The sequence below is a fragment of the Patiriisocius marinus genome, assembly GCF_008974325.1.
Lineage (GTDB): Bacteria > Bacteroidota > Bacteroidia > Flavobacteriales > Flavobacteriaceae > Patiriisocius > Patiriisocius marinus.
Map to the genome: position 1 here is coordinate 37,315 of NZ_BKCG01000008.1, position 23,912 is coordinate 61,226.

The 23,912-nt window shown below is 33.1% G+C and carries 25 protein-coding genes and 1 other RNA gene; 12 read left to right on the forward strand and 14 right to left on the reverse strand.

Annotation, left to right across the window (positions count from 1 at the left end; all coding sequences use genetic code 11):
- Positions 1-105 precede the first annotated feature (105 nt).
- Positions 106-1,134 (forward strand): TlpA family protein disulfide reductase, encoded by a 1,029-nt coding sequence (locus tag GBH57_RS12945; RefSeq protein ID WP_151674921.1) that lies wholly within the window; start codon positions 106-108, stop codon positions 1,132-1,134.
- A gap of 85 nt (positions 1,135-1,219) precedes the next feature.
- Here the strand turns inward: GBH57_RS12945 and GBH57_RS12950 are convergent, their stop codons facing one another.
- Positions 1,220-2,758: an NAD(P)H-hydrate dehydratase gene (locus tag GBH57_RS12950; RefSeq protein WP_151674922.1), complete on the reverse strand. Its 1,539-nt coding sequence runs from the start codon at positions 2,756-2,758 to the stop codon at positions 1,220-1,222.
- A gap of 293 nt (positions 2,759-3,051) precedes the next feature.
- Here GBH57_RS12950 and gcvT point away from each other — a divergent pair, with 293 nt between their 5' ends.
- The 5 genes from gcvT (at position 3,052) to GBH57_RS12975 (ending at position 7,182) form a co-directional block, all read left to right on the forward strand.
- On the forward strand, positions 3,052-4,137 hold the full coding sequence (gene gcvT / locus GBH57_RS12955; protein ID WP_151674923.1) for a glycine cleavage system aminomethyltransferase GcvT: 1,086 nt from the start codon (positions 3,052-3,054) through the stop codon (positions 4,135-4,137).
- A 39-nt stretch (positions 4,138-4,176) separates the two neighbouring features.
- A complete protein-coding gene (locus GBH57_RS12960) occupies positions 4,177-5,088 on the forward strand; it encodes a glutaminase (protein ID WP_151674924.1) in 912 nt (303 codons plus the stop codon).
- 11 nt (positions 5,089-5,099) lie between these two features.
- Positions 5,100-5,954: a sugar nucleotide-binding protein gene (locus GBH57_RS12965; protein WP_151674925.1), complete on the forward strand. Its 855-nt coding sequence runs from the start codon at positions 5,100-5,102 to the stop codon at positions 5,952-5,954.
- 26 nt (positions 5,955-5,980) lie between these two features.
- On the forward strand, positions 5,981-6,262 hold the full coding sequence (locus GBH57_RS12970; protein WP_151674926.1) for a 4a-hydroxytetrahydrobiopterin dehydratase: 282 nt from the start codon (positions 5,981-5,983) through the stop codon (positions 6,260-6,262).
- A gap of 173 nt (positions 6,263-6,435) precedes the next feature.
- Complete coding sequence (locus GBH57_RS12975; RefSeq protein ID WP_151674927.1) at positions 6,436-7,182, forward strand: YebC/PmpR family DNA-binding transcriptional regulator; 747 nt, start codon at positions 6,436-6,438, stop codon at positions 7,180-7,182.
- A 117-nt stretch (positions 7,183-7,299) separates the two neighbouring features.
- Here GBH57_RS12975 and GBH57_RS12980 read toward each other — a convergent pair whose 3' ends face one another.
- The 4 genes from GBH57_RS12980 to GBH57_RS12995 form a co-directional block, all read right to left on the reverse strand.
- Complete coding sequence (locus tag GBH57_RS12980) at positions 7,300-8,322, reverse strand: hypothetical protein (RefSeq protein WP_151674928.1); 1,023 nt, start codon at positions 8,320-8,322, stop codon at positions 7,300-7,302.
- A gap of 224 nt (positions 8,323-8,546) precedes the next feature.
- Positions 8,547-9,083: a 1-acyl-sn-glycerol-3-phosphate acyltransferase gene (locus GBH57_RS12985; RefSeq protein WP_151674929.1), complete on the reverse strand. Its 537-nt coding sequence runs from the start codon at positions 9,081-9,083 to the stop codon at positions 8,547-8,549.
- A 69-nt stretch (positions 9,084-9,152) separates the two neighbouring features.
- On the reverse strand, positions 9,153-9,881 hold the full coding sequence (gene kdsB / locus GBH57_RS12990) for a 3-deoxy-manno-octulosonate cytidylyltransferase (protein WP_174844040.1): 729 nt from the start codon (positions 9,879-9,881) through the stop codon (positions 9,153-9,155).
- A 91-nt stretch (positions 9,882-9,972) separates the two neighbouring features.
- Complete coding sequence (locus tag GBH57_RS12995) at positions 9,973-11,397, reverse strand: ATP-dependent DNA helicase (protein WP_151674931.1); 1,425 nt, start codon at positions 11,395-11,397, stop codon at positions 9,973-9,975.
- Positions 11,398-11,521: 124 nt separating this feature from the next.
- On the opposite strand from GBH57_RS12995, the gene GBH57_RS13000 reads away from it, so the two are divergent.
- The 3 genes from GBH57_RS13000 to GBH57_RS13010 are packed head-to-tail and all read left to right on the forward strand — an operon-like array spanning position 11,522 to position 13,522.
- Entirely contained in the window at positions 11,522-12,196 is a 675-nt protein-coding gene (locus GBH57_RS13000) for a hypothetical protein (RefSeq protein WP_151674932.1), read from the forward strand.
- On the forward strand, positions 12,171-12,989 hold the full coding sequence (locus tag GBH57_RS13005) for a DUF3822 family protein (protein ID WP_151674933.1): 819 nt from the start codon (positions 12,171-12,173) through the stop codon (positions 12,987-12,989). The genes GBH57_RS13000 and GBH57_RS13005 overlap by 26 nt, the downstream gene beginning before the upstream one ends.
- A complete protein-coding gene (locus GBH57_RS13010; protein WP_151674934.1) occupies positions 12,986-13,522 on the forward strand; it encodes an RsmD family RNA methyltransferase in 537 nt (178 codons plus the stop codon). Before GBH57_RS13005 ends, GBH57_RS13010 begins: the two co-directional genes overlap by 4 nt.
- 483 nt (positions 13,523-14,005) lie before the next feature.
- Here GBH57_RS13010 and rnpB read toward each other — a convergent pair.
- Positions 14,006-14,329: RNase P RNA component class A (gene rnpB / locus GBH57_RS13015), an RNA gene on the reverse strand.
- Positions 14,330-14,436: 107 nt separating this feature from the next.
- Here rnpB and dnaX point away from each other — a divergent pair.
- The 3 genes from dnaX (at position 14,437) to GBH57_RS13030 (ending at position 16,845) form a co-directional block, all read left to right on the forward strand.
- Positions 14,437-15,513, forward strand: coding sequence for a DNA polymerase III subunit gamma/tau (gene dnaX / locus GBH57_RS16400; RefSeq protein ID WP_151674935.1), 1,077 nt, complete (start codon positions 14,437-14,439; stop codon positions 15,511-15,513).
- 377 nt (positions 15,514-15,890) lie between these two features.
- The gene (locus GBH57_RS16405; protein ID WP_151674936.1) at positions 15,891-16,229 is read left to right on the forward strand and encodes a DUF8439 domain-containing protein; all 339 of its coding nucleotides are present in this window, start codon (positions 15,891-15,893) and stop codon (positions 16,227-16,229) included.
- A 34-nt stretch (positions 16,230-16,263) separates the two neighbouring features.
- Complete coding sequence (locus GBH57_RS13030; protein ID WP_151675027.1) at positions 16,264-16,845, forward strand: MiaE family protein; 582 nt, start codon at positions 16,264-16,266, stop codon at positions 16,843-16,845.
- 21 nt (positions 16,846-16,866) lie between these two features.
- Here the strand turns inward: GBH57_RS13030 and GBH57_RS13035 are convergent, their stop codons facing one another.
- The 8 genes from GBH57_RS13035 to pyrR all read right to left on the reverse strand — a co-directional run bounded on the left by GBH57_RS13035 (position 16,867) and on the right by pyrR (position 23,846).
- Positions 16,867-17,778, reverse strand: a complete 912-nt coding sequence (locus GBH57_RS13035; protein ID WP_151674937.1) for a Ppx/GppA phosphatase family protein — start codon at positions 17,776-17,778, stop codon at positions 16,867-16,869.
- Between the two features lies 1 nt (position 17,779).
- Positions 17,780-19,858, reverse strand: a complete 2,079-nt coding sequence (ppk1, locus tag GBH57_RS13040) for a polyphosphate kinase 1 (protein ID WP_151674938.1) — start codon at positions 19,856-19,858, stop codon at positions 17,780-17,782.
- Positions 19,859-19,862: 4 nt separating this feature from the next.
- Positions 19,863-20,348: a SixA phosphatase family protein gene (locus GBH57_RS13045; RefSeq protein WP_151674939.1), complete on the reverse strand. Its 486-nt coding sequence runs from the start codon at positions 20,346-20,348 to the stop codon at positions 19,863-19,865.
- 13 nt (positions 20,349-20,361) lie between these two features.
- Positions 20,362-21,006 (reverse strand): pyridoxamine 5'-phosphate oxidase, encoded by a 645-nt coding sequence (pdxH, locus tag GBH57_RS13050; protein ID WP_151674940.1) that lies wholly within the window; start codon positions 21,004-21,006, stop codon positions 20,362-20,364.
- Positions 21,007-21,116: 110 nt separating this feature from the next.
- Positions 21,117-22,025 (reverse strand): ribonuclease Z, encoded by a 909-nt coding sequence (locus GBH57_RS13055; RefSeq protein ID WP_151674941.1) that lies wholly within the window; start codon positions 22,023-22,025, stop codon positions 21,117-21,119.
- A gap of 14 nt (positions 22,026-22,039) precedes the next feature.
- Positions 22,040-22,375, reverse strand: a complete 336-nt coding sequence (locus GBH57_RS13060) for a ribonuclease Z (RefSeq protein WP_151674942.1) — start codon at positions 22,373-22,375, stop codon at positions 22,040-22,042.
- Positions 22,365-23,303, reverse strand: coding sequence for an aspartate carbamoyltransferase catalytic subunit (locus GBH57_RS13065; RefSeq protein WP_151674943.1), 939 nt, complete (start codon positions 23,301-23,303; stop codon positions 22,365-22,367). The genes GBH57_RS13060 and GBH57_RS13065 overlap by 11 nt, the downstream gene beginning before the upstream one ends.
- Before the next feature lie 3 nt (positions 23,304-23,306).
- A complete protein-coding gene (gene pyrR / locus GBH57_RS13070; protein WP_151674944.1) occupies positions 23,307-23,846 on the reverse strand; it encodes a bifunctional pyr operon transcriptional regulator/uracil phosphoribosyltransferase PyrR in 540 nt (179 codons plus the stop codon).
- Positions 23,847-23,912 lie beyond the last annotated feature (66 nt).

The window sequence follows — 23,912 nt, forward strand, 5'->3', positions numbered from 1 at the left end:
AATTTCTGTTAAGGTTTTACTAAACTAAATGAAGATAAGTATTATGCCCTAAATTTGTAAAAAATTGTCAATCTTTAAGGTTGAAAATAACACACTTATAAGAATATGAAAAAATTATTGATGCTTGGAGCTATTGCCATTTTAGCAAGTTGTAAAGAAGAAGCTCCTAAAGACTATGTAACATTCTCTGGTAAAATTGAGAATAACGATGTTGAAATGATTTCAATAAATAGTCGAGATTTTAGAAAAGAAATAGCTGTTAATGCAGATGGTACATTTAGTGATACTTTAAAAGTTAAAACTGGTGTTTACTATTTTGATAATGGTAGCGAGAGTACGCAACTGTTTCTAAAAAATGGCTATGATATAAATATGACTGTTGATTCTAAGGAGTTTGACGAAACTGTAAAGTACGCTGGTGAAGGAGCCGAAAATAGCACATATCTGTCAGAGAAAATGTTATTTGAAGAAAAAATTTATGATCAAAATTTCGATGCTTTAGGGATGAAAGAACTTGATGCTAAAATTGTAGAAATGTCTACTAGCATAAACGAGTTTATTGATTCTAAAAAAGGTATTGACACCATACTTACTAATCAAAATAAGCTAGAAGTAAGTATGATGATGGAGTCGTTTAAAAACTATTATGGCGAAATGATCTCTTTACGTATAGATATGCCTAAAGGTTCTCCTTCACCTGTTTTTGAAGATTTTGAAAATATTGATGGTAGTAAAACCTCACTTGCAGATTTAAAAGGTAAAAATGTCTACATCGATGTTTGGGCAACTTGGTGTGCTCCTTGTAAAGCCGAAATTCCAGCATTAAAGCAATTAGAAAAAGATTACCACGGAAAAAATATTGCATTTGTAAGTATGTCAATTGATGATGACAGATCTCACGGTGGATCTTGGGAACAAGCTAAAACTGACTGGAAGACTATGGTTAAAGATATGGACCTTGGTGGTATTCAAATCTATGCCCCAAATGGATGGCAGACAAAGTTTATTAGAGATTACCGTGTAAATGGTATTCCTAGATTTATACTTTTAGACAAAGAAGGAAACATCGTTGATGCAAGTGCTCCACGCCCTAGTGAAGATACTTTAAGAACTTTATTAGATGGTTTAATCTAAAAAAATTAAGTACTATTTTATACTTAAAAAGCTCCTTTTCAATAGAAAAGGAGCTTTTGAAATTTAATTAAGACGTACATATATATTAATCAGCTGGTGCTTGTTGCTGTTCATCTTGCCTAAACAACTCTATAAAAGCATCTCCTAAAGCTTCAGTAATATCACTTGCTATCATTGCTTCAAAACCTATTAGTTGCGAAGCTATATTTCCTGCACTTCCGTGAAGATAAACTCCAAATACTGATGACATCAAAGGATCATATCCTTGAGCTACAAGTCCTGTTATCACTCCGCTTAATACATCTCCACTTCCTGCAGTTGCCATTCCTGGATTTCCGGTTGTGTTGATATACATTTCTCCTTCCGAAATTATGATCGTGTTAGCTCCTTTAATTATTACAATTACATTGTATTTTTTAGAAAAGGCTTTTGTTTTTTCAATTTTATCGTAATCATCAGACCACTCTCCTATTAATCGTTCTAACTCTCCTGAATGAGGCGTTAAAATTGCATTTTGTGGAATCAATTTTAAGAGCGTTTTAGTTGACGAAATACAGTTAAGTGCATCTGCATCTAATAATATAGGACAGGTAACTTTTTTAAGCAAGCCCCTTAATGCAGCAACAGATTCTTTTCCTGTTCCCATTCCCATACCTACTGCTATAGCATCAGGCATAAAATCAAATTCAATTTTACTTAAAACCTTTGGATTTACATCAGTTTGCACTAGTGCCTCTGGTACAGAAATCTGCATAATATTATATCCACATTCTGGAATAAAAGCTGTTACCTTTCCAGCTCCTATACGTAATGTTGACTTCGTACTTAAAACAGCAGCACCCATACTTCCATAACTTCCGGCAGCAACTAATGCGTGACCAAAATTACCTTTATGCGCATATTTATTTCGTTGCTTATAAAAACGTTGTGCTTGTGGTTTAGCTATAAGTTGTGCAACAGGTTTAGTCGTTTGCATATACTCCTCATCAAGTCCAATATTTAAAATCTCGTAAAACGTTACATAAGGTCCACTTTCAGGCAGAAAGAAAGATAATTTAGGTGCTTGAAACGTAAGTGTATGATTAGGCTTAATAATTGCTTCGTGATCTGTAATTGCTTGCTCTGCATATAAACCACTAGGTATATCTATTGACAACTTGTATGCAGGTGTTGTATTTATATGCTGGATTAATTGTTTTACCCATCCTTCTGGTGGACGATTTAGACCAATCCCAAAAAGTGCATCAATTATAATATCCTCCCTAGCTATTGCAGGAAAATCTTCTACGCAAGTCATGAGCAAAGGCCAATTTTTAGTCACATCCTTATAACGAGAATAATTAGTCAAAAAACTTGGCGAACGTTTATCTGTATAATTAGCGATATAGCACTTTACTAAATAGCCATTTTCAACAAGAAGTCTTCCTAGCGCTAGACCATCTCCACCATTATTACCTATTCCACAAAAAATATGAATTGGTACTTGCGCACCTTGTAAGCGCTGGTGCAACCAACCGTAAATTTGTGTAGCAGCACGCTCCATTAAATCTACAGAAGTAATCCCTTGTTTTTCTGTTGTTATTTTATCTGCTTCGTAAAACTGTTTACTGGAAAATATTTTCATAGAGTTCTGGCTTTCGCCGAAATATTATAAACTTAAAATTTAATTCTTTTATTAGTTATTGAAGGCTAAATACTTATTTTAACTCGCCTTCTTTTAATAGAATGACAAGGTAAAAATAACTTGTTGCTCTAAAAACAAATTTGTTTAAAAATTTGGTCAAGCAACCATCAAGACGTTACATTTGTGGAACAATAAATAAACACTACGCATAGGGTTTAATGCTTTAAAATTTCGGCAAAAGCCAACTACCCTATTTGTAAATTATATATAGAATTTTAAAAGATTAATACAAGATGAAAAACACAGCTTTAACTACAATACACGAAGCGTTAGGAGCAAAAATGGTTCCTTTTGCAGGTTATAATATGCCCGTTTCATACGAAGGCGTAAATGCAGAACACGAAACTGTACGTGAAAGCGTAGGTGTTTTTGATGTAAGCCATATGGGTGAGTTTTTAGTACTTGGCCCTAATGCTTTAGATTTAATTCAGCGTGTTTGTAGTAATGATGCATCTAAACTTAAAGACGGACAAGCACAATATAGTTGTTTGCCTAATGAAGATGGTGGTGTTGTTGATGATTTAATTGTTTACCGTCTTGAAGCAGAAAAATGGTTATTAGTTGTAAACGCATCAAATATTGATAAGGATTGGGCTTGGATTAATAAGCATAACACAATGGGTGCTGAGCTTAAAAACATAAGCGAAGGCTACTCTTTACTAGCTATACAAGGGCCTAAAGCTATCGATGCTATGCAGTCTCTCACCAGTGAAGACCTAAGTGCAATAAAATTTTACACTTTTAAAGTAAGTGACTTTGCAGGTATTGAAAATGTAATTATTAGTGCTACAGGTTACACGGGTAGTGGTGGATTTGAAATTTACTGCAAAAATGAAGAGGTAGCCCAAGTTTGGACTAAGGTTATGGAAGCTGGAGCAGATTTTGGTATTAAGCCAATAGGTCTTGCAGCTCGTGATACACTTAGATTGGAAATGGGATATTGTCTTTACGGAAATGATATAGATGATACCACTTCTCCTCTTGAAGCTGGTTTAGGTTGGATTACTAAATTCACTAAAGATTTTGTAAACAGTGAAGCTCTTAAAAAACAGAAAGAACGTGGCGTTGAAAAAACATTAGTTGCTTTTGAACTAAACGAACGTGGAATTCCAAGACAAGGATACGATATAGTTGATGGAAGCGGTAAAAAGATAGGTGTCGTAACTAGTGGTACAATGTCTCCTTCAATGGGTACAGGAATAGGACTTGGCTATGTGCCAGTTGTATTTAAAGACGTAGGAAGTGCTATAAATATCCAAATAAGAAAAAATGCAATTCCTGCAACTGTTGTAAAATTACCTTTTTACAAAAAGAAATAAGCGTACTCTAAAATATAGCGCTTGCAAATTGAAGGATTTATGAAGTACGAGCAAATTTTAAAAACTATTTATAAAGAAGTCACTTCACTAGAAAACACTGGTGAAGTAGCTTCTTACATTCCAGAACTTGCGAAAGTAAGTAAAGATCATTTTGGGATGTACTTAAACCGAATTGACGGCAATAACTACGCTGAAGGCGATACAGATACAAAATTTTCAATCCAAAGTATTTCTAAAGTATTTTCACTTACAGTGGCATTTGCCAATCAAGGTGATGCATTGTGGAACCGTGTTGATGTAGAACCATCCGGAAATCCTTTCAACTATTTATCACTATTAGAACGCGAAAAAGGTATACCACGTAACCCACTAATAAATAGTGGCGCTATTGTAGTAGCAGATTGCCTAGTAAGTACTCTTAAAAATCCTAAAAAAGATTTTCTGCAATTTGTAAGAGATCTCGCTGATGATCAAACCATCAATTTTAATGAAGAAGTTGCTGCTTCAGAAAAAGCTACAGGTTTTAAAAACTATGCTATTGCAAATCTTTTAAAATCGTATAACAATCTTGCAAATCCTGTTGAAGAAGTACTCGATTTTTATTTTCATCAATGTTCTATAGAGATGAATTGTAAACAATTATCGAACGCTTTTGTTCCTTATGCAAACAAAGGAAAGAGCTTACTTAATGATGCTTGTGTTTCTGCTAAGCAAGCTAAACGTATCAATGCAATTATGCTTACCTGCGGGTTTTATGACGAGGCTGGTGAATTTGCTTTTGAAGTAGGACTACCTGGAAAATCTGGTGTTGGCGGAGGTATCGTTGCTTTATTACCAAACGAATTTGTAATAACAACTTGGTCTCCTGCACTAAATGAAAAAGGAAACTCCTATTACGGAATGCAGGCTTTAGAAAAATTTACAACGCAGACTAATTCGTCTATTTTTTAGTTGTAGTTTATATGAATACCCAAAAACACACCATACTTATTCTAGGCGCAAGCGGCTTTATAGGCAATGCAATCTATAAAGAGGTCTGCTCCTACTTTGAAACACATGGAACCTACTATTTGCAAAAAGAACAGTTTATAGAAAATCAAGTATTTCATTATTACGATACTGCAAAAGGTGGCATAGCCGAAATATTAAAAGCGGTAAACCCATCTGTAATAATATCATCTCATAAAGGCGATCAAAGAAGCACATTTCAAGAACATAAAGTAATTTGCGAATACATCAAAGCACATCATAACTCACGATTACTTTTTATTAGTACAGCACAAGTTTTTGATGGAATGTTTGAATACCCTTCGTATGAAAATGACACTCCTAAATCTGCTACCGCACTTGGAGTTTTTAAAATTAAAATGGAACGGTTATTATTAACCGAAATTCCAGCACAACTAGCCATTATTAGATTACCGTTAGTCTTAGGAAACACATCTCCTATAATAACACTTTTAAGAAAATCGGCAGAGTTTGCAACTAGCTTTGAAGTTTATCCTAATAAAATAATTAGTGTAAATACTATCAATAAAATTACGCAACAAATACATTATATCATTAATAAAAATCTTGATGGAATTTTCCATTTAGCAAGTGAAGATGTAATACACCATCACGATTTAATGATGGAAATATGCAATCGTTATAATGGCAAATTTCCTATCTTTAAAAATGCCTATTCTAGGAATGATGATTCATACAATGCCATACTTCCTAAATTTAATAAACTACCTGAACCCTATACTATTACTGTAGCGCAAGTAGTTGATAATTGCATACTAGAAGATATAATTACACTTCGAAATAACTAGAAACTAACATATTTAAATACTATACTATGAGCAAATTAACAGATGAGCAGATAAATAAGCGTATTGCAACAATGGACGGTTGGGAATATACAGATGGAGCATTATATACAATTTTTGAGTTTGAAAACTTTAAAGAATGTTTCTCTGCAATGACACGTATTGCATTTGAATGTGAACGCCTAAACCACCATCCCGAATGGAGTAACGTTTATAATAGTCTTGAAATTTTCTTACTTACACATGACGCTGATGGAGTAACTGAAAAGGATTTTGAATTAGCTGAAATTATTGACGAGTTAATAGGCTAATTACTATTTAACCCGAAAGCGCATTTCGGTAAAAAAATATATTGTTTAAATAGAAATTTAGCAAGACATTTTTCTTTTTTTAGAATTTGGAAAATCTGTTTTGGAATTTCTATATTTGAACTATTAATAAATACTTGAAATCCTTATCGATTTCAAACACTAAGAAACTAATTATGGGAAGAGCTTTTGAGTTTAGAAAAGCACGTAAAATGAAACGCTGGTCAGCAATGAGTAAAGCGTTTACACGTATAGGGAAAGATATTGTAATGGCTGTTAAAGAAGGCGGTCCAGATCCAGATTCTAATTCGCGATTGCGTGCCGTTATTCAAAATGCGAAGTCTGTAAATATGCCTAAAGACAACGTTGAACGCGCCATAAAAAGAGCGAGTGACAAAAGTCAAGGTGATTATAAAGAAGTTATTTTTGAAGGGTATGCACAACACGGTATTGCAGTTTTAATTGAAACTGCAACTGATAATAATACAAGAACTGTAGCTAATGTTCGTGCAGCATTCAATAAAACAGATGGAAGTTTGGGTACTTCAGGCTCAGTTGTTTTTATGTTTGACCACACTTGTAACTTTAAAGTTAAAGGTGAAGGTTTAAATCTAGAAGATTTAGAGCTAGAGCTTATTGACGAAGGAGTTGAGGAAATTTTCGAAGATACTGAGGAAAATGCAGATGGTGAAGAAGAAACTAGCGTGATGATTTATGCTCCTTTTGAAAGCTTCGGAAATATTCAGGCGTATTTAGAGGCTAATAATATTGAAATCTTGTCTTCAGGTTTTGAACGTATTCCACAGGTTACTAAAAAACTTACCGCTGAACAAACAGCTGACGTTGAAAAACTTTTAGAAAAATTAGAGGAAGATGATGATGTACAAAACGTATATCATACAATGGAAGAAAGTGCTGAGTAATATGCTTAGTTATTCTTCTTAGAAATTTTAGGTAACCTCATTGATCAAAAAACTCCCAATTCATAAATATGAATTGGGAGTTTTATATTTAGATCAATTTTATAGATCAACTTAAATTTAATCTTGAGAAAATATTACTGAAGATGCTCCATCTAATAAATAGTTAAAATTAGGCGCAATGTTACCTCCTGCTATTGGATTTGTAAATGCTAATACTCGTCCTCCTGAATTTGCTCTCTCTGCAATATAAACAGTATTAGAATCTGAATCAAAATCAACGCTTACAGGATTTCCTAAAAATGTTGAAGAACCTGCTACACGTATTTGATTACCAGCAACCGATAATGTTCCACCATCCTCTACAGCGCTAAATTTTGCTTGAAAATCTGATATAAAATGAAAACCTCCATCGCTATCACTTTGTGCATCACCAATATCAGTTAAAATCATTGTTCCTCCATCTTGTCCTAAACCGTGTGTTCTTACAATTCCTTCAATAGCTATTCGTTTAGATGGTAAAGCCGTTCCTGAAGTTGTAAAGTTATTTTCAAAATCTGAAAACAATGCTACCTCATTTGTTTTATCAACTACTGCGTATAAATTTCCACCTACAAATTCAATACCCCATACAGCAAAATCTGTAGTGATAACGTTTCTTAAAGTATACGTATTATCGTTCCTTACAAAAACCCATAATCGATTATCTACTGTAGAATCATCTCCATCAACATCCATATTATCTGAAACAACATATAGGTTTCCATTAACAGCTATATCTCTAGGACTCCCTAAAATTGTTGGTCCTCCTGCTTCAATTTCTAATGCATCACCGTCATCAGTTCCGTCTAATTCATCGTAAGTATTAATGTTTTTATTACTTCTACTTACTTGTGTAATTTCGTCCTCATCACTATCAACAAAAAGACCTTCACCATCTGTACTTGCTGCTATTGTAAGTAGTGTTCTAACTTCTACATCACCGTCATCTTCTATTTGATACGCTGTAATATTTCCACTTGTATTACTTGATGCATAAAGATTAACTCTCAAGTCGTCTCCAGTTATGTCATCATCATCTCCGCAAGAAATAAATGTTAGTGAAGCGATTGCTGAAATTGTTAAAAATTTTAATGTTTTCATATGATTTGTTTTTATGTTTATGACATAGATAACTACATCAATGAAACAGAAAAAACCTGCTTGCAATCATTAACTAAGATTTAACTAAATGCAACTGAAATTCAGACAGTTAACTCATTCCAAGAAAAGTTGAGTTAACAAGAAATTTGTATAATAGAATGTTAAGCTCAACATCTTAATTCTACAAAAGAAAAACATAAGATTTTAGTAATTGCGTAATGTTATTATGTCCACTCTGGAATTTTACCTACTACACCTACATAAAATTTACGCAACTCCTTCTCGTCTTTTTCTAAATCACCTGTAGGATAAAAGGCATCACCTATACTCAAGGTTTTTTTTGGATAATCAAAACTAATTGGAATGATAGGAACACCAGCTTTCATAGCAATATAGTAGTAACCAGTTTTCCAAGATTCTACTTTTTTTCGAGTTCCCTCAGGAGCAAGTGCCATTCTAAATTCTTTTTTACTATTTATTACATTAGCAATAGCTTCCACTTTATTTTCGGCTTTACCTCTATTTAAAGGGGCTCCACCCATCCATCTAAAATACCAACCAAAAGGCCATTTAAATAATTCCTTTTTTCCAACAAAGTTGATTTCAACATTTAAAATTCGGCGAGCTAATATGGATAAAATAAAATCAAAATAGCTAGTATGCGGGGCACAAATAAGCACCGCCTTTTTAATTGATCGATCAAAGTCACCATCAATTGTCCAACCTAAAACTTTATGATAAAAAAAACTTGTTATTCCCATGTACTGTACTAACTTTTATGTGTTCACTTTTATTTATAAAACAATGTAAAACTACCTGTTTAGTCCGTTTTAATTTGCAGTTTTATTACTTAAAAGTCTTTCAGCTTTTTCTAAATCTTCTGGAGTGTCAATTTCTACTCCTAGAATTGTAGTTTCGGCCATTTTAATATTTTTTCCGTATTCTAAATATCGAATACATTCAATTTTTTCGGCAGCCTCTAGGGTTCCCATTGGTAATTTATAGAAATCTAAAATTGCTTGTTTTCTAAATGCGTATATACCTTTATGCTTGTAATAGGGCACCTCCACTTGTTTATCTCTTTGATAAGGAATAGGAGATCTTGAAAAATACTGTGCAAAATTATTTTTATCTACAATTACTTTAACGGTATTTGGGTCATTTATTTCATCCCAATCATTAATTCTCACCATTAAAGATGCGAGGTCAATTTTATCTGCATCTTCACCTTTAAAAACTTCTAAAACCTGCTCCAGAACTTCTCTATTTGTAAAAGGTTCATCACCCTGAACATTAACAACAATATCAATATCCATATTCTCCACGGCTTCAGCAATACGATCGCTTCCACATTCGTGTTCTTTTTTACTCATAATAGCTTTACCACCCTGAGCAGTAATTACATTATAGATGATATCACTATCAGTAACTACATATACTTCATCAAATAAATTAGTAGCAACAGTAGCCTCATAGGTTCTAACAATTACTGGGGTTCCGCCTAGCTCTTTCATTAGCTTTCCTGGAAATCTTGATGCAGCATAACGCGCGGGTATCATAGCAATTATCTTCACTTTTTTTTGTTTTTAGAATATTTCGGAATTAAACAATCATAAGTTATGCCGAAATTTTAATTCATTAATATTTTGGCTATGCCTCAAAAAAATCTTCTTTGAAACCTATTAAATACAATCTTTTTTGTGCTCTTGTGATTGCTGTATAGAGCCATCTCAAATAGTCTTTATCTATTCCATTTGGTAAATAAGGTTGCTCTACAAAAACGTTCTCCCATTGTCCACCTTGGCTTTTATGGCAGGTGATAGCGTAAGAAAACTTAATTTGCAATGCATTAAAATATCGATTCTTTTTAACCGCTTGAAACTTTTTATATTTTGAAGTTTCGTGTTGATAATCTTCCATAACGGCTTGATACAATTTATTGGAATCTTCATAAGTTAACGATGGTGACTCAGATGACAATGTGTCTAACAGCAGTACTGTTTCAAATGCTTTCATTCTTGGATAATCTGCCATTTGCACTTTAACTTCAGCAAATCTAAAACCATATAATTCTACAATTCTAAATAGCTCGAGTACTTCAATAATATCCCCATTTGCAATAAAACCAGCATCACTTTCTGCTGAGACCCAAAAATAATTGTTTTTAACCACCATTAAGCGGTCACCAGGAGAAAGTTCTTCCTCTTGGTATAAAATTCTACTTCTAATATTTTGATTATATAGGTTTGCTCTTTTATTTGAACGTACTATAAATACTGTATCGTCCTGTTTATCATCATTATAATTTTCCTCTAGTGCATCCATAATTTCCATTCCGTCTGATGGACGAATTACATCTGGAAAAGTGATTCCACTAAATTTAAACCTATCGTATATTCCTTCGTTTAATACTTCACGAAGTCTAGTTGCATTAGTTAAAATTCCACTATCCTGTTGTTGCCTTACAACTTCGTCTAATTCTAATTCAATACATTCTTTATCAAATTTCATTTCTAAAATTCGTGCATCGAGCGCAGGACTAACGTCTAGTTTAATTGGTGGTAACTGTGCTGTATCTCCTATAAATAGAATTTTACAGTTATGACCACTATATACATATTGGATAAGGTCATCTAATAAAGAGCCATTTTCGAATAATTTAGCATCTTGATTAACATCAGGAATCATTGAAGCTTCATCAACTATAAATAAGGTATTACGATGTTTATTTGTTTGAAGTGTAAAGCTAACTCCACCACCTTTTTTAGCTTTTGGGAAATATATTTTTTTATGAATAGTAAAAGCTTCTTTATTTGCATAATTACTAATTACTTTAGCTGCTCTTCCCGTAGGTGCCATTAACACTGGGCTCATTTGAGCTTTCCATAGATTTTTAACAATTGTACCTGTAATTGTAGTTTTTCCTGTTCCAGCATATCCTTTGAGAAGAAATAGCTCATTTTTTTCCTTACTTAATAAAAATTTTGACAGTAATTGAAGCGCAATATCTTGTTTAAGTGTTGCATTATGAGGGAAATCGCTTTTTAAAACGCTGTAAAATTGTTTTATATCCATTTACACTACTTAAATTTATGGGTTAAAGATGCCATGATTTTTTTACAATATACTTTTACGAACAAAAAAAAATTGTAGATTTGCGAGAGACCATTATAAACTAAAAACTTAAACTTTCAAGATAATGAAACTAATTATTCAGCTCGTATTATGGGTATTAATCGCATTTTTAGCTTGGCAACTTTATAGTTCCATTATTGGACCGGTAAAGTTTAACGAGAAACGTGATGCTCGTTATGCAAAAGTAATCGATAATTTGAAAGATATTCGCTCTGCCGAATTAGCTTTTAAAGAAATTAACGGAAAATTCACAGGAAGTTTTGACAGTTTAATTCGTTTTATTGATACTGCTCAATTTGCAAGAGTACAACGTAGAGATACATTCTACGCAGATGAGAAGAAAAACAGAGCTTTTGGACTTGATGCTAAAACTGGTGGGTATATTTTAGAGGAAACTTTAATTGACACGTTAGGTTTTACTCCTATTAAAGATTCACTTTACGGTGGAACTGATCGTTACAAAAGAATGATGAAAATTCCAGTTGAAGGAGTTGATGCTGAATTCGAATTGAAAGCTGGTGTTGTAATCAAAAATGATGATCCTTACTCAGCATTCGAAGCAAAGGTTGCTAAAGATGTAATTCTTGGTGACTTAGATAAAGACTTACTTTCTCAAGAGAAGATGGTTGTCTCTGTTGAGGGAGTTAACGGAAAATATATTAAAGTAGGATCGTTAGAAACTGTAGACACTTCAGGTAACTGGCCTAAAATTTATGACGCACCTAAGCAAGACAAATAGTCAACAACATATCATTAAAAGTCTGTCCGTTCAAATTTCTTTGATCGGACATTCTTTTTTAGTGAAAGATGTTAGTTTAAACACCGTGCTTTTTTCGCATACCGCTACTTTTAGTAACGCCACATCACCTGATGAAGCTCTTATAGCACTAACAACAACCATTGCCAAATTTCCTGAATTACAAGGCTCTTTTGATTCGGTAACTGTTGTACATCAAAACGATTTAATTACCGTTGTACCTCAAGCACTTTTTGATGAAAATGAAGCTGCTAATTATTTAAAATTTAATACTAAAATACTCCCCACAGATTTCATAGCATTTGATGTTATCACAAATCAAGAAATTGTTGTTGTTTATGTTCCTTACATCAATATCAATAATTACATATTTGACACTTATGGGTCATTTAAATATTACCACTCCTCTACTATAGCTATCGAAGATTCCATAAAATCATCTAGCTTTAAGAAAGAAACTACTGTATTTATTGATGTTGCTAAAGACATTTTTTTCTGCACAGTAATATTTAAAGGTAAGCTTCAATTACACAATGTGTACTCTTACAAAACAAGTGAAGATTTTATATATTATATTTTATTCTGTTTTGAACAGTTACAATTAGACCCTAATGAAACACCAATAGTACTTAGTGGAGCTATCTCAAAAGAAGTTGATTTGTTTACAATACTTTTTAAGTACATTAGACACATTACCTTTGCAGAGCTTTCTATGTTGAATACCATTTCAAATAAAGCTTATACTTACTACTTATTATCTAAAGCAACCAAATGAGAATTATATCAGGAACGTATAAAGGCAAAAGATTAACAGCACCAAAATCACTACCTGTTAGACCAACAACAGATTTTGCCAAAGAGGCATTATTTAATATATTAAATAATAATATCCATTTTAGCGAATCGTCACTGTTAGACTTGTTTTCGGGTACGGGAAACATTAGTTATGAGTTTGGATCTAGAGGTTGTCCTCAAATTACAGCGGTAGACAGTCATTATGGCTGTATTAAATACATTTCGCAAATTTCCGAAGAATTAAACTTTAATATTCAAACTGTAAAAGCAGATTGTTTTAAATATTTAAAAACTAGCCGCGGTGCTAGCTTCGATATTATTTTTGCAGATCCTCCATATAATTTTACCGTAGAGCAATTAGAAGAATTAGTGACTTCAAGTATTGAAAATGGTTTTCTAAAAACTGATGGTCAAGTTATAATAGAACATACAAAACATTTAAACCTATCTAGTATTAAAGGCTTTACAGAAGCTAGAAGGTATGGTGGTTCAGTTTTTAGCTTTTTTAGTTAAATAATTCATTATTTTGTTTAAATTTACGTAGGAAAGACTCAACGTCGCTACTTGTAAGCTAAAGATTTATCTTTCTTACTTAAATTTTCAACCTATTACCAATGAGATCCCCCCTATTAGAGACTATTAATTTAGACTTTGTCAAACTTGAAATTTATGATGAATATATTGTGACAACCGTTCACGAAGGGGTACTTTTTGATCACAAAAAACTAGACGAAGTACATAAAGTATTTGACAAGTATTTTAAACATAAACCTTTCGGTTATATTTCAAATAGAGTATTTGATTACACAGTAAATCCTACTAGTTTTATATATTCATTACAATATGAAAACTTAGTCGGTACCGCTATAGTTTGTTATAATGATAAATCATACAGAAACGCCCAATTTGAAAGTACGTTGCATAACTGTTTAATTGAAATTTTTCACATCGAGTCTAAAGCCTTAGAGTGGATTTCGACTCAATTAGAGTCTTTTAAAAAAAAGCAGGCCTATAAGCCGGGTTCTGTTCAATCTAAGTTATCCTAGAAATTCCTTACCATTTATCTAGATAGTACGTTACCGCACTATTCAATCTGCCTACCCTCCAACACGGGCGGGAACCCTTAGCGCTGGTTTACGTGGCATTTCACCGCATAGAGTTTACCTGGTTTCACTACAGCATTACCTGTACATACTTTCTGTTGCACTTGTCCTATCTTAAAACAAGTTTAAGACGACGGCCGTTAGCCGCTATGCTTCCCTATGGTGCCCGGACTTTCCTCCCCCAATTAAAATTGGCGACGGTAAGGCGGCCTGCTGCGGCAAATGTACCTTTAATGTTAATAAATAGCGATAAATACGAAGCCGAAATTTTAATAATTAATACCCCACATTAGTATATTTGCTGTAACAGCTATTATTCAATTTATGGAACCTTTTATAGTATCAGCCAGAAAGTACAGACCCCTCGTTTTTAAGGACGTAGTGGGACAACAGGCTATAACTAATACTTTAGAAAACGCCATAGAAAGTAATCATTTAGCGCAAGCATTATTGTTTACAGGGCCAAGAGGTGTGGGTAAAACAACCTGTGCTCGAATTTTAGCAAAGAAAATAAATCAGGATGGTACAGATCAAACTGATGAAGATTTTGCATTTAATATTTTTGAATTAGATGCTGCTTCTAATAACTCTGTAGATGATATTAGAAATCTGACTGACCAAGTTAGAATTCCACCACAAGTAGGAAAATACAAAGTATATATTATTGATGAGGTACACATGTTGTCATCATCAGCATTTAATGCATTTCTAAAAACTCTAGAAGAACCACCTAAACACGCCATATTTATACTTGCAACAACTGAGAAACATAAGATTATACCAACTATACTTTCTCGTTGTCAAATATTCGATTTTAAACGAATTACAGTAAAAGACATTAAAGAACATCTTCACGATGTTGCAAAACAAGAAGGTATTGAAGCTGAAGATGACGCATTACACGTTATCGCTCAAAAAGCAGATGGTGCATTAAGAGATGCACTTTCAATATTTGACCGTGTGGTTAGTTTTTCAGGTAAAAACCTTACCCGAAAAGCAGTTACAGAAAACCTGAACGTATTAGATTACACTTACTACTTTGCGATAACCGATTTATTTCTTGCAAATGATATCCCTAAAATACTATTAGCTTATGACACCATTTTATCTAAGGGGTTTGATGGGCACCATTTTGTTATGGGTCTAGCATCACACTTTAGAGATATAATGGTTTGTCAAAACCAAGTTACCATTCAACTACTTGAAGTAGGTGAACAAGTTAAGGCAATGTACTTTGAACAATCGCAAAAATGTGACCGAGACTTTTTATTGGAAGGTATTGAACTAGCTAACAATTGTGACTTAAAGTACAAAACATCACAAAACCAACGCTTACTCGTAGAGTTATGCTTAATGCAATTAGCTTCGCTTACTGCTAAAAAAAAAACTCCAGTAGCATAGGAGACACTCCATTTATACTTCCACCATCACATTTTAATGACGTTACTCCTATTTCTCCTCCTGAAATATTAGATATCGAAAAGAGTGAACAACCATCAGGTTACACTAGTGCAATTAACAAAGAAAGTACTGAACCAAACACTCATGTAATAGCTAAAACCGAAGTAACCGATAAACAAACTACAACAAAAACTGAAAGTCCTGCTGAAGTCTCTCAACAAAAAAAGGCTCCAGAAATAAATATACCTAGACGGGAAAGACAAGTATCTGCGCTATCATTAAAAAGTATTGTTGCTAAAAAGAAACTCAAACTAGAGCAAGAAGCAAACGAACCAGACGTTGAAAATTTACCTACTAATCCATTTACAGAAGCCGAAATGCTTGAAGGATGGAAAGAATTTACCGAAATAGTAGCAAAAGAAGGAAAACATATTCTTCACTCTCATTTAAGGATGGGCACTCCAAAATTAGAAGGAAACTTAATTCATTTAGTTTTTCCTAACGAGACTATTAAAATAGAAATGGAACGCGAAAAGTATGAGTTACTTCAGTTTTTGCGTAAAAAACTTCAAAATTATGATGTAGATCTCTCTATCGAAGTAGATGAAAAAGAGATGAAACGTTATGCTTATACCACTAAAGAAAAATACGAAAAATTAGTAGCGATAAACCCGCTACTTGAAGAACTTCGAAAAACATTCGACTTAGATATTTAAAATGAAAGCACAAGACGACACTTCAGTAATAAAAATGTTAGGATTAAAATTACCTACAGATCCACGTTGGGTAAATATTGTCGAAAAAAATATTGAAGAAATCCTTACAGATCACGCTTACTGTGAGCAGAAAGCAACTTCAACAGCTATTTCACTTATAGTTTCATTTCCGGAATATTCTGACTTAGTTCAAGAAATGGTGAAACTTGTAAAAGAAGAAATAAGCCATTTCAAGCTAGTACACGATAAAATTTTAGAACGTGGTTGGACAATGGGGCGCGATCGTAAAGATGAATATGTGCTTGCCTTATTGAAATTCTTCCCAAAAGGTGGAAGTCGAACTACTCAGCTAGTACATCGCTTATTATTAGCCGCACTCATTGAAGCTAGAAGCTGTGAACGTTTCAGATTACTGAGCGAACAACTTGAAGATCAAGAACTAGCAACTTTTTATCGTAATTTGATGATTAGTGAAGCAGGACATTATACAATGTTTTTAGGATTTGCAAGACAATACGGTGACCGCCAAGAAGTGGATCAAAAATGGCAACAATTATTAGAATTTGAAGCCGAAGTAATGTCTAATTTAAGTACTGGCGGCAGTATTCACGGATAAAACAAGCGCTACCTTTCGTACTTATTTCACTAACAAATCTCTTGCTTTTTGTTCATTGTAAAGGCTTTTTACAATACCATCTGCTAAACCAATTTTTGGTACATAAATGTTTTTAGCTTTTGACCATTTCATTGCAGATAAATATATTCTTGTTGCCGGCACAATCACATCTGCCCTATCAGGGTTCATTTGCATTTCAAAAATACGCTCGTGATATGTCAATGATTTAACCTCTTCATAGAAATTAGCTAGAAAAAAATAACTTAAAGGCTTCCCAACCTTTTTCTCACTAAATCGATATATACTATTTATATTTCCACCAGAACCAATTACTTCAATTTTGTCGTAATCCTTAGTGTTTTCAACTATCCAAGACTTAACATCGTTCCAGATAGACTCTTTAACCATATCATTGATTATACGAACAGTTCCTAATTTAAAAGAACGTGAAGTTATAGTATTACCATTTGCAAATACCGTAAACTCTGTACTTCCACCACCTACATCAACATAAAGAAATACTTTGTTATCTTGTATTAAATGGTTCAAATCTGTAGTAGCTATAATTGCAGCTTCATCATTTCCATCTATAATTTGGATATCAATACCAGTAGCATCAAAAAGCTTTTTTGCAACTTGAATTCCGTTTTCAGCTTCACGCATTGCGCTTGTAGCACAAGCACGGTATTTTTTTATTTTATGATTTTTCATTATGAGGCTATATGCTTTCATAGCATCTTTCATACGCTCATAATTAACATCTGAAATTTTACCTTCAAGGAAAACATCTGCCCCTAATCGAATAGGCAATCTCACTAAAGATGTTTTTTTAAATTGCGGCGCATATCCTTCCTTCTCAATAACCGTAGCTATTAATAATCTAATGGCATTTGATCCTATGTCAATTGCCGCATATTTATTGATTTTTAACACGTTAAGCTTCTAATTTATTTTTATAATATTCATATGTAGCAAACTGCGAGCGTACCTTAATATTATCGTTTTTACGGTACGCGTTATCTTGCTTATCATTAATCATTCTTGCTTTAACATTATCACTCCAGCATATATTAAATGTATCATTTATTTCTTGTTTAATTTCATCATCATAAATAGGACAAGAAATCTCAACTCTATTATCTAGGTTCCTTCCCATAAAATCTGCGGAAGAAATATACATTTTTTGATTGCCATCGTTCTCAAAAATATACAAACGAGGATGCTCTAAAAATTTGTCTACAATGCTAATAACTTCAATATTTTCACTCATTCCTTTTACACCAGGAATTAAACAACAAATTCCTCTAATAATCAACTGTACTTTCACTCCCGCTCTACTAGCAGCATATAACCTATCAATCATTTTATAATCTGACAAACTATTTAACTTAAGTCTAATACCACTTTTTTTACCCTTAATATTATTTAATATTTCGGTTTCAATTAAACTATAGATGGCATTTCTAGTATAATGTGGTGATACAATTAAATGATTGTACTTTTTCACCTTATAATTTACTTCAAAAAAGTCGAAAACTTTGTTTAGTTCTTTTACAATTTTTTGGTTTGCTGTAAACAAAGTATAATCTGTATAAATACGAGCAGTAGATTCATTAAAGTTTCCTGTGCTAATAAAAGCATATCTACGCACTTTGTCTTTCTCTTGTCTTTCAACTACACAAGCCTTACAATGTACTTTTAAGCCAGTAACCCCAAAAATCAACTTAACACCTTCACTCTGCATTTGTTCAGCATAATAGATATTTGCTTGCTCATCAAAACGTGCTTGTAATTCAATTTGAACTGTTACTTCTTTTCCATTTTTAGCTGCATTTATAAGCGAGCTAGCAATGTGTGAAACTTCAGCAAGCCTATAAATTGTAATCTTAATAGTAGTAACTGTTGGGTCTAATGCAGCTTCCCTTAAAAACTTAACAACATACGAAAACGATTGATAAGGAGCATAAAGCAAATAATCTTTAGATGAAATTTTATCTAATAGACTACCTTGCAAGTTTAAACCAGGAATAGGTAAAGGCGCAATTTTTTCATACTGCAAATCTTTTCTACCTAAACTAGGGAATCCCATATAGTCTCGTCTATTATGATATCTTCCTCCAGGAATAATACTATCGGTAGCGTCAATACCCATTTTTTGCATCAAAAATTGAAGGGTTTCTTTATCAATTTTTTTATCATAAACAAAACGAACAGGATCTCCTGTACTTCTGTTTTTTACACTTTTTGAAATTTTATCAATGAAACTTTTACTTAAATCACTTTCAATATCTAATTCAGCATCACGTGTTATTTTAATCATGTGTGCCGAAATACTATCGTATTTAAAAATATTGAAAATATAATGAAGACAATAACGAATTAAATCATCTAAAATAATAAGGAACTGTTTATCACCTTCAGGATTAAGTACCACAAAACGCTCTACATTTTTTGGTATCTCAATAAGTGCATAGTTATTTTTAGTGTTAAAAATAGTGTCATCTTTAGACATGACCATTTTGACTGCTAAATAGGCTGCACTGTCTTTTAAGGAAGGAAATTTCTCTAATTCACCAATCATAATTGTGACTAACGCCGGACTTACTTTAGAAACAAAGTAATCCATTATAAATGGCTTCTGACTTTCAGTAACTTCAGTTTCATCAATAATGAAAATATTTTCTTTTCGTAATTCCTTTCTAATATCATCAAGGATACGTAAACTTGTTTTTTGATGTTTAATTACCGTTTGGGTAATCATTTCAAGTAGTTCAGCTGCACTTTTACCACCTAAAAAACTACGCCCACCCTTTCCTGCATCAGCAATACGTTTAATAGTAGCGTAACGTACTTTAAAAAACTCGTCAAGATTATTTGAAAAAATCCCAATAAAACGAAGTCGCTCAATTAATGGTGTACTTATATCTTCAGCCTCCTGAAGAACCCTTCCATTAAATTGTAACCAACTTAACTCTCTATTAAAATATGTGTTTTCTGTATTAGATGGCGTCATTGAATTATTTTAAATTTCTTGGGAAAATTGTTTTAATTGTTTTCCCTACTGTAATATTTTGCCAAGAGTCTGAATCAAATTCTATAGCAACAAAGCCGCTAGTAGGTACATTTTCAATGTACTCATTCCCTAGCATATTTACTATTGATGTAAAGGCATGATTGTGCCCAAATATCATCACACGATTATAGGAATCATCTAATTCTTTAATCAAACTCATTACTTGTTGACCGCTAAAGTCATACAATGAATGGTCTAGTTTAAAATTTTCATCAGCTACCTTAAAAGCATTTACAAAATATGCAGCGGTAGTTTTTGCTCTCACTGCATCACTACTTATACAAAACTGAGGTGGCTTCATTTCAGTAGCAGCTTTGTCAGATACTAAAGAGGCATCACTTCTACCTCTACTTTTTAATGGGCGTTGATGATCATCAACATCGTGCTTCCACGATGATTTTGCATGACGAGCAAAGTATAATGTTTTCATTGGTTACAAAGTATTAAGGTTGTAATCGTTTTACTTCCCAGGAATTATCAATTTTTAAATAATACATTCTATCGTGTAATCTACTATGTCTACCTTGCCAAAATTCAAAAGCTTCGGGTTTAACAATAAAACCACCCCAATTATCTGGCTTAGGCACTTCTTTGCTTTCGTATTCCTTTTGTAATGCAGCTAATCGATTCTCAATAGTCTCTCTATCTTTAACCTCTTGCGATTGGTTTGAAACCAATGCTCCTAGCTGACTATCTTTAGGTCTTTGCTTAAAGTAATTTAAAGATTTTTCTTCGGAAATTTTAATTGCTTTTCCTTCTATAATAACTTGTTGCTCTAACGAAGGCCAAAAAAATGACAAACTCACATTTGAGTTATGCTCAATTGCTTGCCCTTTTTTACTTCCATAATTAGTATAGAAAATGAAACCTTCCTTAGTGACTTCTTTAAGCAACACTATTCTTCCTCTAGGCATTCCTTTATCGTTAACAGTGCTCAAAGTCATTGCATTTACTTCATCAACTGTTTTAGATATTTCAGCTTGATGAAACCAATCACGAAATTGTTCCATTGGGTTTGCCAGAACATCACTCTTGTCTAATGTCCCTTTTTGGTATGATTTACGATAATTATGAAGATCTCTATTCATTTGTTGAGGCTTTATTGCAAGGTACGAAGAATGGAGAATTTCTGAAATATGCTAAAATTAATTTTCGGTTAATATTTCAGAATAATTATAACTTTAAAATGATGTTGAATTTAATTAATATCAATCACTTTACCGTCTTGAGCAAGAGTTACATTTTCAAAATACTGGTTAGCTTCTTCTTTAAACAAATTATAATTTCCGTATCGCCCAGAATAATGACCTAAAATTAATTGACCAACCTTTGCTGCAACAGCAATTTGTGCTGCCTCTTGTGCTGTACTGTGTTTCGTTTTTACAGCTAATGCTTGGTCTTTCTGTAAAAATGTAGATTCATGATACAAAGCCGTAACATTTGTAATTTGAGTAATTATACGAGGGTAATAAGCTGTATCGCTACAATATGCGTAGCTTTTTGCAGGATCAGGATCAAGTGTTATCAAACTGTTTAGTACTAATCCACCGTCCTTTGTTGGGGCATCAGCTCCTTTTTTAATTTTATTATAATAGCTCATCTCAACATTAAGTGACCTTGCTTTTTCTACATCGAGTTTGCGCTCGCCTAATTTCTCTTGAAATAGAAAACCGTTAGTATAAATTCGATGATCTAAAGGTATTGTTGTAACTGAAACCTTATCATCTTCAAACAATAGTTGTGGCTCTTTACTTTCTAACTCGTGGAAAAAGAGCTTATAGTTAGTGTAACTTTTTCCTAATTTAAGCTGAAGCAAAACGGCATCTTTAATACCTTTTGGACCGTAAATATGTAAATCTGCTTCTCTACCTAGAAGCCGAAATGTTGAAATAAGACCTACAAGTCCAAAAAAATGATCTCCGTGTAGATGTGATATAAAAATATGTTTAACTCGTGAAAACTTAACTTTAAATCGTCGAAGTTGCACTTGCGTACCTTCAGCGCAATCAATAAGAAATAGATGCCCTTTTACTTCTAAAATTTGTGATGTTGGGTTTGCATCCCATCGAGGAGTAGCAGAATGACAGCCCAGTATAGTTAGTTTCATTTAAATGTGCATAATCAAAAGCCTAAATCTCTTTCTATTTCTTCCATTTCAATAATATCTTCAGCTTCCTGTAAAGTAGGAACCACAATAATTTCAATAGGAACTGTATCTGGGTTTATAGCATTATTTACAATTACAAAGGATTTTTTTTCTTTGCGATGCTCTGTTGACACTTTCATATAGGTCAATAAATCTTCTAAACTAAATTGGTCGTATTTAAGTAAATCTACAACTACATTAACTTTAGCATAGTGTTTTGGGATTTGATATTCTAGAAACTTTGAAAAATCTTTTACATCATCGTGCTCATCAGTTAACACGGTGAATTTAGGAGCTACTTTAATTTTCATTTCTCTGAATTTTTGATGCAAGTAAATAAAGTACAGCCATTCTAACCGCTACACCGTTTTCTACTTGATTTAAAATAATAGATTGCTTACTATCTGCAACGTCACTAGTAATCTCAACTCCCCTATTAATAGGACCTGGGTGCATTACAACAATCTCTTTATTTAAATTATCTAAAATCTTTTTATTTAAACCAAATTGCTGTGTGTATTCTCTAGTCGATGGAAAATAACTAATATCCATACGTTCATTTTGTACACGTAGCATATTAGCTACATCACACCAATTTAATGCTTTTTCAAGATGCGGCTCATAAGTCACACCTAGTGATTCTATATGTTTTGGAATTAATGTTTTAGGGCCACACACTTTTACGGTTGCTCCTAATTTCTGGAGAGCAAAAATATTAGACAAGGCTACTCTTGAGTGTAAAATATCACCAACAATGACAACTTTTTTACCTGCTACGTCACCCAACTTTTCTCTTATTGAATAGCTATCGAGTAATGCTTGTGTTGGGTGTTCGTGAGCACCATCACCAGCATTTACAATACTAGCTCCTATGTGTTTAGAAAGATAGATTCCTGCACCTGGATTTGGATGACGCATGACTACCATATCTACTTTCATAGACAATATATTGTTTACTGTATCAACCAAGGTTTCCCCTTTTTTAACAGAAGACGAAGCTGCTGAAAAATTAACTGTATCTGCAGACAAGCGCTTTTCGGCTAACTCAAAAGAAAGTCTAGTTCGAGTACTATTTTCAAAAAATAGATTGGCTATAGTGATATCACGAAGCGAAGGCACTTTTTTAATAGGGCGATTAATAACCTCCTTAAATTGATCTGCCGTCTCAAAAATGAGTTGAATATCAGCTTCTGTGATATATTTGATTCCTAATAAATGATTGACACTTAGTTCGCTCATATCCTAACTTTTAACTAAATAAACTGCATCCTCTCCTTCGTTTTCCTTCCAGCACACTTTTACTTTTTCATCACCAATGGCATCAACTTGCCTTCCACGATAGTCCGGCTGTATAGGTAAATGCCTACTAAATCGTCTATCAATCAATGTAAGCAACTCTATTTCTAAAGGTCTCCCAAATGATTGTATTGCCGTTAAAGCACTCCTAATACTTCTTCCTGTATATAAAACGTCATCTATAAAAACAACATTTTTATTTTCCACAACAAAGTCAATTGTTGTTTGATTTGCTTGAAAGGGCTTGTCGCTGCGTCTAAAATCGTCACGATAGAAAGTAATATCTAATTGTCCCAAGAGAATATTCTTGATTTTATATTCACTTTCTAAAAGTTCTTTTAATCTTTTTGCTAGAAAAATACCTCGAGGTTGAATCCCAATAAGTACTGTATTTGAAAAAGTATCGTGTTTTTCTATTAATTGACAAGCCAAACGATGCAATGCGATGTGTATCTCAGTTGCGTTTAATAGTGTTTTTTGGCTCATAGAAGTGTTCTGAAACATATTCAGGATACAAAGTTACACTTTTTTTAATTGCGAGTTATTTAGTGT

Bases quoted from the DNA above. Each gene is read 5' to 3' on its own strand.
- GBH57_RS12945 (WP_151674921.1), top strand. From the start codon at position 106: ATGAAAAAATTATTGATGCTTGGAGCTATTGCCATTTTAGCAAGTTGT.
- GBH57_RS12950 (WP_151674922.1), bottom strand. From the start codon at position 2,758: ATGAAAATATTTTCCAGTAAACAGTTTTACGAAGCAGATAAAATAACA.
- gcvT (WP_151674923.1), top strand. From the start codon at position 3,052: ATGAAAAACACAGCTTTAACTACAATACACGAAGCGTTAGGAGCAAAA.
- GBH57_RS12960 (WP_151674924.1), top strand. From the start codon at position 4,177: ATGAAGTACGAGCAAATTTTAAAAACTATTTATAAAGAAGTCACTTCA.
- GBH57_RS12965 (WP_151674925.1), top strand. From the start codon at position 5,100: ATGAATACCCAAAAACACACCATACTTATTCTAGGCGCAAGCGGCTTT.
- GBH57_RS12970 (WP_151674926.1), top strand. From the start codon at position 5,981: ATGAGCAAATTAACAGATGAGCAGATAAATAAGCGTATTGCAACAATG.
- GBH57_RS12975 (WP_151674927.1), top strand. From the start codon at position 6,436: ATGGGAAGAGCTTTTGAGTTTAGAAAAGCACGTAAAATGAAACGCTGG.
- GBH57_RS12980 (WP_151674928.1), bottom strand. From the start codon at position 8,322: ATGAAAACATTAAAATTTTTAACAATTTCAGCAATCGCTTCACTAACA.
- GBH57_RS12985 (WP_151674929.1), bottom strand. From the start codon at position 9,083: ATGGGAATAACAAGTTTTTTTTATCATAAAGTTTTAGGTTGGACAATT.
- kdsB (WP_174844040.1), bottom strand. From the start codon at position 9,881: ATGATACCCGCGCGTTATGCTGCATCAAGATTTCCAGGAAAGCTAATG.
- GBH57_RS12995 (WP_151674931.1), bottom strand. From the start codon at position 11,397: ATGGATATAAAACAATTTTACAGCGTTTTAAAAAGCGATTTCCCTCAT.
- GBH57_RS13000 (WP_151674932.1), top strand. From the start codon at position 11,522: ATGAAACTAATTATTCAGCTCGTATTATGGGTATTAATCGCATTTTTA.
- GBH57_RS13005 (WP_151674933.1), top strand. From the start codon at position 12,171: ATGACGCACCTAAGCAAGACAAATAGTCAACAACATATCATTAAAAGT.
- GBH57_RS13010 (WP_151674934.1), top strand. From the start codon at position 12,986: ATGAGAATTATATCAGGAACGTATAAAGGCAAAAGATTAACAGCACCA.
- dnaX (WP_151674935.1), top strand. From the start codon at position 14,437: ATGGAACCTTTTATAGTATCAGCCAGAAAGTACAGACCCCTCGTTTTT.
- GBH57_RS16405 (WP_151674936.1), top strand. From the start codon at position 15,891: ATGCTTGAAGGATGGAAAGAATTTACCGAAATAGTAGCAAAAGAAGGA.
- GBH57_RS13030 (WP_151675027.1), top strand. From the start codon at position 16,264: ATGTTAGGATTAAAATTACCTACAGATCCACGTTGGGTAAATATTGTC.
- ppk1 (WP_151674938.1), bottom strand. From the start codon at position 19,858: ATGACGCCATCTAATACAGAAAACACATATTTTAATAGAGAGTTAAGT.
- GBH57_RS13045 (WP_151674939.1), bottom strand. From the start codon at position 20,348: ATGAAAACATTATACTTTGCTCGTCATGCAAAATCATCGTGGAAGCAC.
- pdxH (WP_151674940.1), bottom strand. From the start codon at position 21,006: ATGAATAGAGATCTTCATAATTATCGTAAATCATACCAAAAAGGGACA.
- GBH57_RS13055 (WP_151674941.1), bottom strand. From the start codon at position 22,025: ATGAAACTAACTATACTGGGCTGTCATTCTGCTACTCCTCGATGGGAT.
- GBH57_RS13060 (WP_151674942.1), bottom strand. From the start codon at position 22,375: ATGAAAATTAAAGTAGCTCCTAAATTCACCGTGTTAACTGATGAGCAC.
- GBH57_RS13065 (WP_151674943.1), bottom strand. From the start codon at position 23,303: ATGAGCGAACTAAGTGTCAATCATTTATTAGGAATCAAATATATCACA.
- pyrR (WP_151674944.1), bottom strand. From the start codon at position 23,846: ATGAGCCAAAAAACACTATTAAACGCAACTGAGATACACATCGCATTG.